We start from the raw sequence: 8,412 nt of genomic DNA, 5'->3' as shown, positions 1-8,412 counted from the left end.
GGCGAGCACGTCGGCGGCTCGCTTCTTCAGGGTCCGGCCCAGGGTGGTGAGCTCGGTGAGCACCTTGGGGACGCCGGCGCTGAGGTCGGTGATCAGCTTCTCCATGAGCTCGCGGCCACGTTGCCGGCGGCTCGCTTGGCGAGGGAGGTGGCGTCGTCGGATCATCGCGATCACGCTCGCCGTCATCATCGCGATCGCGATTCCGTCGCGGCTCGATATCGGTGTCAGGCGGTCCAACCTGAGATAGCGGCCCGACGTCGGATCCCGTTGCAGGACCTGATGGAGAAGGACCAGAATCCGAGTTGGGATCCGCGCTGGCGGGCGGAGCAGCGGTGAGCGTTGCACCGATGATCAGTGCAACCCCTGCGGTATATCTGAACCAGTTTTCAGTGCTATGCACGGCATTCTCCCAACGCTGCCGGTCGAAATACGCGGTACAGCTCAACGCGGGCTGGTGCCCGCTTGATGGAGGGCCGATTGCTTGACCGTCAGTGTGCTTACGAGTTTACACAGCGGCTCCCGATTTGTATCCCGCCGGGTTCAGTTTCACCCGAGGAATTCACGGTCGATGTGGGCGCGGCCAACGCTGAGCGAGGTTGTGGTCACAGTGATCCGTGGAGTGGACAGCACCAGGAGAACGGCCAGAACGACAAAGACTACGATGCAGGCAATGATTCCGGTGAGGATGCTGATGGGCGCGAAGACGAGAACCGATGCTCCCGCGACTCCTGCGATGATCAGCCATACGAACGGCGTCGGCCACAACCGTTCGTCGTAAAGGATCGCATCTGGGCTTGCGGACGCCTTAGACATGCTCACCTGCTTGCTGCAGTCTGCGGGGGAGGGGCCCGGGGTTGATGGCCTCGAGGGGCGTCTGGGCATGCCTCGAACGCTTCCCACTGTGCGGAGACAAGTTCATCTGCCGGGCCTGGCTTCCGTGTGCGGTGCGTCGGCGGGTAGGACAGTGTCGGGGATGGCGGGCGTCCCGGCGGCAGCGGTGTGGTTGCGATGTTGCTCTGCCGCCTGCTCACGGTAGCGGACCCTGCGGATCCTGCCCACCATCGAACGCATCAGGAAGATCACGGCGATCACCATGAAAAGGGTCATGAGGAATCCCAGGAGCCCGGGGGTGACTTGGGTGGGATCCAGGCCGGGCCGTAACTGGCCCTCATCCGGTGCTGGTACCAAGGCTGGCAGCGAAGCGGCTAATAGCATCAGAGTTTTTCCTTCATCTGTGGGCGGGTAGGTGCCGGGTCATGGTTGGTCGAGCTTCTGGCGCAGCTGCCGCCGTAACCGGTGGCGCGCCGCTGTACCGGCGGCGACGCTCACAACAGCGCCGAGGGCTGAGGCCAGACCGACCCAGAACAAGGTTCCTTCCGTTGCACCCAGCAGGATCGGCGCGCGGAAGACCACTTCCGACCAGATCACGGTCATCACCAACAACCAGACCAGGGCGGTGAAACCGGCCGCCCACATGTACGGCTGAGGACCCTTCCGGCGGCCGTTACTGCTGAATCCGACTGCCAGCAGGGCCAAGCCGGTCAAGGTCACCACTGCACCCCCAATCACGAGCTGACTCAGGAGCGCCCCGAACAGGATCAGCAACGCGGCGATGAGCACGAGCCGGCGGTGCCGCAGGGGCAGACGGAACGGTGAGTTGACGGTGGCCCGCCCGAGTGCTGCCCTGATCTCCGACTCCTGCGGGACGGCCAGGCCGGAAAGGGACCCTGTCCCATCTACCTGCCCGGTCGCGACCGGGCCGATCTCCCGTCCGTCTACCTGCAGCATTGGGCTGCCGGGAAATATCGCCGCGGCAGTGCCTTCCCCGGCGGGAACCCTGGTGAAAGTGATGTGTTCCTGCGGAGCCAGGTCCTCCAGGATTGCCTCGGTCGTTTCCCGTAACGGTTGCGCTGCCGGACAGCCCTCGGTGTACCGGAGCTCGACGCGCATCACCGGCCTCCGGTATGTGCTGGGGCCTGTTCAGGTTCGGTGGTTGATGACCGTGGCCGGTTCCTACGGGAGAGGAACACTGTGAGGGCGCCGAGGAAGAGGATGGCGGAGACCCAGGTGTTGATGCGCAGACCCAGGATGGTGTTGGCGTAGTCGGAGCGCATCAGTTCGAAAAAGAACCTGCCGGCCGTGTACAGGGCGACATAGAGCGCGAAAGGTGCACCTGCGCCCAGAGCGTATTTCTTATCCAGGAAAAGGATCAGCGCCGCGGCGGCCAGGCACCACAGCGATTCGTAGAGGAAGGTCGGGGCGAAGTACCCCAGAATGATCGGGTCGCCGGCGGCGTCGAGCCGAGCAGAACCGGCCGGCAGGTCCATGTCGTGTATTTCGAGGGCCCAGGGCAGGGTCGAGGGGTCACCGTAGAGTTCATTGTTGAACCAGTTTCCCCATCGGCCGATCGCTTGGGCGATGAGGACGCCGGGCGCGGCAGCGTCAGCGAAAGCCAGGAAGCTGACCTTGTTCCTGCGGCAGCCGATGTAGGCGCCGACAGCGCCCAAGGCGATCGCCCCCCAGATACCAAGACCGCCTTCCCATACCCGTAGGGCACCCCAGGGGTCCTTCCCGGGGGCAAAGTAGAGCTGGTAGTCGGTGATGACGTGGTACAGCCTCCCGCCGATGATCCCGAACGGTACGGCCCACATCACCACGTCCAGAGCCTGCCCGGGACTGCCTCCGCGCGCTGTAAGCCGGCGGCTGGTTAGCCACACGGCAACGGCGATGCCGGTCATGATGCACACTGCGTAGAAGCTGATTGAAACCGGTCCCAGCGAGAGGGAACTGACGGACGGGGAAGGAATGTAGGTGAGGGGCTCTGCTGTGTTCATGGTGATCCAATGGCGGTGATGTCGAAGATGACCTCGCAGGGGGCGCTTCGATAGGTGGGGAGCCTGGTCTGATGGGGTGAGCTGTCAGGCGTAGGCGTGGGAGGGGTTTAGATGGGGAGTCGGATGTCGTTGGCGAACCAGTTCTGTAGTTCCGCGACCCAGGCCCCCCAGGCGCCGGAGACCATGAGCAATCCCAGGGTGATCAGGATTCCGCCGCCGAACCGTTGCAGTGCCAGACGGTGGGTGCGGAAAAAGCGCAGGGCTCCCATGCCGCGGCGGGCTCCGAGCGCTATGAGCAGGAACGGCACACCGAGGCCCAGACAGTAGAAGAAGGTCAACAATGCGCCCTTAGCTGCGCCGGATCCGTCGGTGAAGGCCAGTAGCTGGACAGCCGAGAGAGTGGGTCCGATGCACGGCGCCCACCCGAGGCCGAAGGTGACGCCAAGCAATGGTGCACCCCAGAGTCCGGTAGGTACGCGTGCGTGGATTCTCGCATCCCGCTGGAACCAGGAGAGACCACCGAGGAAGACCACACCCATCAGGATCACCAGGACACCGAGGACCTGGGTGATCCAGGCCTGTCCGGGCGCCTGGAGCCACGCACCGAGCTGCCCGAACACGGCACCGATCAGCATGAACACCAGCGAGAATCCCAGGACGAACAACCCGATCCCTGCCAACATCCGCCCGCGTTTTTGCTGTGCGAGGTCGACCCCGGTCAGGCCGGTGACATAGCCGAGGTAGCCGGGTACGAGGGGCAGGACGCACGGTGAGGCGAAGGACACCAGCCCTGCGAGCACAGCAATTGGAACCGCCAGTAGAAGCGAGCCGCCCAGGATGGTTTCAGCGAATGGGTTGGCCACGGTGGAAATGACCATGACCGGTGCCTCCGTGAACCGGGTCATTGTTCGGCCACCACATCAGTGATGAGGGCCTTCAGGGTGCTTTTCTCCGCCAACCCGATGATGCGGGCGGCAACACGGCCCTGACGGTCCAATACCAGGGTGCTTGGTACGGCCTGTGCCGGCACATACTCTGCCATGGTGAACTGAACAGTCCCGTCCTGGTCGTTGAAGCTGGGATAGGTGATGCCGAAGTTCCGTTCGAACGCCTCAGCGGTCGGCCGTTGGTCCCGAATGTTCACCCCGAAGAACTGAACACCGTCCTGCTGGTGTTCCTGCGAGAGTGCTTGCAGGTCCGGGGCCTCCACACGGCACGGCGCGCAGGCGGCGTACCACACGTTCAGGACAGTCACTTGCCTGGTCCAGTCGGCTGACGAGATCACTGTCCCGTCGTAGAGCTCGGCGGTCAGTTCCACCGGTTCTCCCCGTGTTTCGGGGGCGTACTCGCTCACCGAACCGTCACCGGCGATGTAGTTCTTGTTATCTCCGGCTTTGGCCTGTTGCGCCAGCGGATCGGTAGCGGCGCACCCAGAGATCAGCAATGACAGGGTCAGAAACAGGACCGGAAGATTCATCCGTGACCGGTGTTTCCCGCCGTTTTGCCGGCGCGGCGCACCGGTTGGTGTGTGTTGGAAGAGTTGTTTGCTCATTTTTCTCGCCGATCACGCCGGGCATCGGAGGAGGCGGTGTAGGCGGCGAGGATCGCCACGGGTAGGACGATCAGTACCGACACCCAGGAAGGGAACATTTGCCGGAGCAGGAGGTAGCCGATGGCGGCGACCAGGAGCAGGAAAGTGGTCTTATGCCATCCGCGCCATTGGGACATTTCTCTCCAGATCGGATAGTGGAGTCCGTGCATCAGGGGACCAGGTCGTTGAATGAGGTTCCGCCGTCACCGGACACTTTCACGCCGGTTTCGGTGGCGACCCAAATTTCCTGGTCGGCTCCGTCGTCGGTATGGGTGTCTATGGCGGTGGGTGCGGCCCCGATGGAGCCCTTCTTCGCCCAGGTCACCCCGGCGTCTGCGCTGGTGTGAATGTCACCTTCAGGTGTGACACCGACCGCCTTATCCCCGGCCAGGGCGGTCAGCAACAGTAGCGGGCTGTCAGCGACGAGGCTCCAGGTGGACCCGGCGTCGGTGGAACGGTAGAGCCCGTCCGCTGTGGTGGCCAGTACAACATCGCTGCTTGTGGCGCCGGAGAGGTCGAAGGGAGCGATCTGGGTTTCCGCAGCTTCCCATTGAAGACCGTCTTCGCTGGTGATCAGTTGGCCGTCGTATCCGACAAAGGATTCTCCGGTTCCGGTTCTGGTCAGAGCATGAAAGTCGGACTGGCCCTGCCGGGACATAGGTTCCCAGCTCTTGCCGCTGTCGGTGGAACGGAGCAACCCCACCGGGTTGGGCAGATCCGTGTCCGGTCCCGGGTGCCCCGATGCGTACAGGGTGCTGTTTCCCCCGGCGGTGTATCCCATCAGGTCGATCACGGGACCGATACGTTGAGCGGGGGAGGTGGAGACGTCGTACAACCCATCGTGGGTGGCCAACAGCACCCGATCAGTGCCAGGGTCAACGCTCATCCCGTGCACATGACCGGTGGGAAAACTGTTAGGTGTGCTGGTTGGTTGCGGTGCTGCCGAAGGCGCCGAACAGGCCGCCAGGGACACCGTCGAAACGAGCGCCACCGTGAGCAGGACCAGGCGGCGGCGGAGAAAGCGGGTCGCGGAAATTCTTGGGCGCATGTGTTGCTCTCTAACCAAGGTGAAGTAACGGGAAAAAGGTTCGCCCGGTTCCGGGGAGGCGCCGGTGATCAGGCGCCTCCCCGAGACTGGGTTCGCCCGTTCTAGAGCTCGGCCAGGAGGGCTCCCATCTCCTCGATCTCGGCCTGCTGCGTTTCCACGATGGTTTCGGCCAGAGCGATGGCGTCGGGGTACTGCCCGTTCTCGATCTCTTCCTGCGCCATTTCGACCGCTCCGTTGTGGTGCGCTGTCATGGACTCAAGGAACATGCGCGCCGCTTCGTCACCTTCGGCGGCTTCCAGTTCAGCGAGCTCGTCCTCGGTCATCATGCCCTGCATCTCCCCGGAGCCGCCCATGTTGCCCATGTCGTGGCCTTCCATGCCGCCTTCGGGTTCGACCGGTTCACCCCAGGTTTCGAGCCAGCCGGTCATTGTCTCGATTTCGGGTGCTTGCGCGTCTCTGATCTGGGTGGCCAGGTCGCGTACTTCCGGGCTGATGGAGTCCTTCTCGAGCATGATCTCGCTCATTTCCACGGCCTGGCGGTGGTGCGGGATCATCATCTGGGCGAACATGACATCGGCATCGTTGTGTTCGGCCGCGGTGTCCTGGGTGGTTTCCGGTGCGGCTGAGCCGGCACTGGTTTCCGGTGCCGTAGCAGTGCCGGGTGTGTCGCTGGATCCGCAGCCGGCGAGAGTGAGGGTCGCGGCGATCGCGAGTGCGGACATGGAAAGGTAACGCTTGGTCATGAGGGTGTGTCCTTCGATGGTCGAGCTATCTGCATTTCAGGTGGCGGGCACGACGGGATGCCGCCGGCCCGTTTCGGAGTCGGGTAACTACGCGACTCTTACGTGCGGCTGATGCAGAGCTGAACCAGTGTCAGCGAAGGCACGAAGGTGCGGGGAAGCCGTACAACCGGCGGTGGGCCCCGCAGGCGGACACGGCCATAGGCCAGCCGGCTCCTGAGGACGATGGCAGCTGCGAACGACACCACCAGGAACGCCAGGATGCACACTCCCGCGGCGATCTCTTCACCGCAGGTATCCGCACAATCCAGATTCAGCGCCATACCCGAATCCGCAGGGTTGGATGCAGAAGCTGGCATGGAACCCTGATGGTGCACGTCAGTTGCGGGCGCCGCGGTGACCACCGGGCCGACGGCGTGTGAGGCACCATGCCCGCCCATCCACACATGCATCGCAAGAATGCCCACGATGACGGCGGTCAGGCTAAGGAAGAGAAGAGCTGTCTGGGGCAAGCGGCGTGGAAGAGGCAGGGGTAGGGCGATTCCAGGGTGCTTATTCATCGCTCCGCTCCTTCCCGTTCTCCTGCATGTTCGTGCCTGATATCAGAGTACCGATCCATCCTGTGCGGGATCGAATCGGGGCTCAGCCGGTGATGGCTGCCCGACGCAGGTCCAGCTGGACAGGAGCTGCATGTGCAGAGCGACCACGACGGTCTGAGCTAACAGCTACCCAGCTGCCCAGCTGCCCAGGGGTGGTTTTCACGGATCCATCGAGGACAAGATGCTCCCTGCGGGGATGCGGAGACGCGCCGTGACCTAATTGTGATCTTGGCGTTGGTATGAGATACCCTCAATCTCGTGCCTGCGTCCCATGGAGGCACTCCCACACGGATCGCCGAGCTCTGTCACCGTAGTGGGGTCGTCCGTTTTCCGCTGGCAGAGGCGGGGGAACCATGTACGCGGGCCCATGCTTTTGAGGGCCCTTGGGGTTAAGCCGTGTCCACGGCCGGGTGCTCCCATCCGAACCCGACAGCTAACCTCGCAGGCGTTGGGAGAAGGTACTCGACTTATGTCCACTCGGCATGCCCCCGCGCGCCACCGCGCAGTCCCCGCCCAGACCAATACGTTGGCTGTTATCTCCAAGGCTGTCTCCTCCAATATGGGTTCTGCGGGCCGTCAGGCTGCGGTGATCACCGCAGCTTCTGGTCTCGTTCTCACCGCGGGCCTTCCTGCCCAGGCATTGGATGCACCGCAGCGTCAGGTGAGTACCAGTTCGTTGGTTACCACCGTGGAAGCCGAGCCGGTGTCCGCGGATACCTCGGCCGCTGTCACCTTCGAACGCGAAGCCGTCACCGCTGCGCCCGCTCCCGTGATCGCTGAACCGGCTCCCGTCGTGGAGCATCCGGCACCCGAGGCCGATGCGTCACTGGCAGCAGTGCAGACGGTGGAGCCCGCCCCGGTACAGCAGACCCCTGCGGTGCAGGAAGTGGCACTGCAGGCTGCCGCGGCGCTTCCCGCCGCACCGGCGCCTGCCCCTGCTCCCAAGCCGGAGCCAGCTCCTGCCCCTGCAGCCAGCAGCAGTGTCGGTGCCGCGCTGGTGGCCTCCGCCTACGCACAGATCGGCCGCACCCAGGACTGCACCATCCTCGTCGAGGTCGCATTGCGATCCATCGGCAAGTCTGTCGGCGACCTCGGGCCGGAACAGTTCTACCAGTACGGCACCGTTGTCGGCTCTCCCGCACCGGGTGACCTGGTCATCCGCCCCGGCCACATCGCCATCTACGTAGGTAACGGCCAGGTCATCAGCAGTGGCATGAACGGGGTCAATGACACCCTCCTGCACCCCCTGAGCGATCTCCCCGGATCATCCTTCGTCCGGGTCAACGGCTAACAGCCACCTAAGCCGGGCAGGAAAAGGGTCAACAGGGCGATTGCGAACCGCCCCAAGCTCTTTGCCTACCCACACCTGGGCATGCCGGAGCCATCCCCCTGCGCTCCGGCATGCCCTCACCCCTTCCGCTGAGCGAGACGAGATCATCGTTGTCTTCCCATAACGCGCACGGTCGACGCCGCGCCGCCTCAGGACGTCGTCGCGCAGAACCGGCCACACCAGCGGGCCGCTCTCGCAGCACCTCATCGCCGATATCGCTGCGCATCTCGGGTTCACGTTGCACCATGTGGGGGACCTGCCGCATTCCAC

At 63.9% G+C, this 8,412-nt stretch carries 11 protein-coding genes, 1 pseudogene and 1 riboswitch; of the genes and pseudogenes, 1 reads left to right on the top strand and 11 read right to left on the bottom strand.

The genetic code is table 11. The features are described 5' to 3' along the window. From P4U43_RS17040 to P4U43_RS16990, 11 genes and pseudogenes are all read right to left on the bottom strand, one after another. Window positions 1-237: pseudogene (locus P4U43_RS17040) on the bottom strand (ISL3 family transposase); the annotation flags it as partial. Window positions 238-546: 309 nt separating this feature from the next. Further along, on the bottom strand, window positions 547-813 hold the full coding sequence (locus P4U43_RS17035; protein WP_277359800.1) for a DUF3093 family protein: 267 nt from the start codon (window positions 811-813) through the stop codon (window positions 547-549). A gap of 102 nt (window positions 814-915) precedes the next feature. Further along, window positions 916-1,215, bottom strand: a complete 300-nt coding sequence (locus P4U43_RS17030) for a hypothetical protein (RefSeq protein WP_277359799.1) — start codon at window positions 1,213-1,215, stop codon at window positions 916-918. A gap of 39 nt (window positions 1,216-1,254) precedes the next feature. Next, window positions 1,255-1,950 carry a hypothetical protein gene (locus tag P4U43_RS17025; protein WP_277359798.1) on the bottom strand — a complete coding sequence of 232 codons (696 nt, stop codon included), beginning with the start codon at window positions 1,948-1,950 and terminating at the stop codon, window positions 1,255-1,257. Then, window positions 1,950-2,834: a prolipoprotein diacylglyceryl transferase gene (gene lgt / locus P4U43_RS17020; protein ID WP_277359797.1), complete on the bottom strand. Its 885-nt coding sequence runs from the start codon at window positions 2,832-2,834 to the stop codon at window positions 1,950-1,952. The genes P4U43_RS17025 and lgt overlap by 1 nt, the downstream gene beginning before the upstream one ends. Window positions 2,835-2,941: 107 nt before the next feature. Continuing rightward, on the bottom strand, window positions 2,942-3,697 hold the full coding sequence (locus P4U43_RS17015) for a cytochrome c biogenesis CcdA family protein (protein ID WP_277359802.1): 756 nt from the start codon (window positions 3,695-3,697) through the stop codon (window positions 2,942-2,944). A 38-nt stretch (window positions 3,698-3,735) separates the two neighbouring features. Then, window positions 3,736-4,311: a TlpA family protein disulfide reductase gene (locus P4U43_RS17010; protein WP_277359801.1), complete on the bottom strand. Its 576-nt coding sequence runs from the start codon at window positions 4,309-4,311 to the stop codon at window positions 3,736-3,738. 71 nt (window positions 4,312-4,382) lie between these two features. After that, window positions 4,383-4,562 (bottom strand): hypothetical protein, encoded by a 180-nt coding sequence (locus P4U43_RS17005; protein WP_277359796.1) that lies wholly within the window; start codon window positions 4,560-4,562, stop codon window positions 4,383-4,385. A 32-nt stretch (window positions 4,563-4,594) separates the two neighbouring features. After that, entirely contained in the window at window positions 4,595-5,473 is an 879-nt protein-coding gene (locus tag P4U43_RS17000) for a F510_1955 family glycosylhydrolase (protein ID WP_277359795.1), read from the bottom strand. Between the two features lie 101 nt (window positions 5,474-5,574). Then, window positions 5,575-6,216 (bottom strand): DUF305 domain-containing protein, encoded by a 642-nt coding sequence (locus P4U43_RS16995; protein WP_277359794.1) that lies wholly within the window; start codon window positions 6,214-6,216, stop codon window positions 5,575-5,577. A gap of 98 nt (window positions 6,217-6,314) precedes the next feature. Further along, the gene (locus tag P4U43_RS16990) at window positions 6,315-6,773 is read right to left on the bottom strand and encodes a hypothetical protein (protein WP_277359793.1); all 459 of its coding nucleotides are present in this window, start codon (window positions 6,771-6,773) and stop codon (window positions 6,315-6,317) included. A gap of 322 nt (window positions 6,774-7,095) precedes the next feature. Next, a riboswitch (cyclic di-AMP (ydaO/yuaA leader) is annotated at window positions 7,096-7,275 on the top strand. A 6-nt stretch (window positions 7,276-7,281) separates the two neighbouring features. On the opposite strand from P4U43_RS16990, the gene P4U43_RS16985 reads away from it, so the two are divergent. Then, a complete protein-coding gene (locus tag P4U43_RS16985; protein WP_277359792.1) occupies window positions 7,282-8,103 on the top strand; it encodes an NlpC/P60 family protein in 822 nt (273 codons plus the stop codon). The last annotated feature ends 309 nt before the right edge of the window (window positions 8,104-8,412 follow it).

Source organism: Arthrobacter vasquezii, from assembly GCF_029455255.1.
In the GTDB taxonomy this organism is placed as follows: Bacteria; Actinomycetota; Actinomycetes; order Actinomycetales; family Micrococcaceae; genus Arthrobacter_D; species Arthrobacter_D parietis.
Note: the sequence above shows the minus strand (reverse complement) of the source record. Positions and strands in the feature narration are given on the sequence as shown.

What these genes read in the sequence shown, in the direction of transcription:
- P4U43_RS17000 (WP_277359795.1), bottom strand. Translation starts at nt 5,473, where the DNA reads ATGCGCCCAAGAATTTCCGCGACCCGCTTTCTCCGCCGCCGCCTGGTC.
- P4U43_RS16990 (WP_277359793.1), bottom strand. Translation starts at nt 6,773, where the DNA reads ATGAATAAGCACCCTGGAATCGCCCTACCCCTGCCTCTTCCACGCCGC.
- P4U43_RS17010 (WP_277359801.1), bottom strand. Translation starts at nt 4,311, where the DNA reads ATGAATCTTCCGGTCCTGTTTCTGACCCTGTCATTGCTGATCTCTGGG.
- P4U43_RS16985 (WP_277359792.1), top strand. Translation starts at nt 7,282, where the DNA reads ATGTCCACTCGGCATGCCCCCGCGCGCCACCGCGCAGTCCCCGCCCAG.
- P4U43_RS16995 (WP_277359794.1), bottom strand. Translation starts at nt 6,216, where the DNA reads ATGACCAAGCGTTACCTTTCCATGTCCGCACTCGCGATCGCCGCGACC.
- P4U43_RS17005 (WP_277359796.1), bottom strand. Translation starts at nt 4,562, where the DNA reads ATGTCCCAATGGCGCGGATGGCATAAGACCACTTTCCTGCTCCTGGTC.
- P4U43_RS17035 (WP_277359800.1), bottom strand. Translation starts at nt 813, where the DNA reads ATGTCTAAGGCGTCCGCAAGCCCAGATGCGATCCTTTACGACGAACGG.
- lgt (WP_277359797.1), bottom strand. Translation starts at nt 2,834, where the DNA reads ATGAACACAGCAGAGCCCCTCACCTACATTCCTTCCCCGTCCGTCAGT.
- P4U43_RS17025 (WP_277359798.1), bottom strand. Translation starts at nt 1,950, where the DNA reads ATGCGCGTCGAGCTCCGGTACACCGAGGGCTGTCCGGCAGCGCAACCG.
- P4U43_RS17030 (WP_277359799.1), bottom strand. Translation starts at nt 1,215, where the DNA reads ATGCTATTAGCCGCTTCGCTGCCAGCCTTGGTACCAGCACCGGATGAG.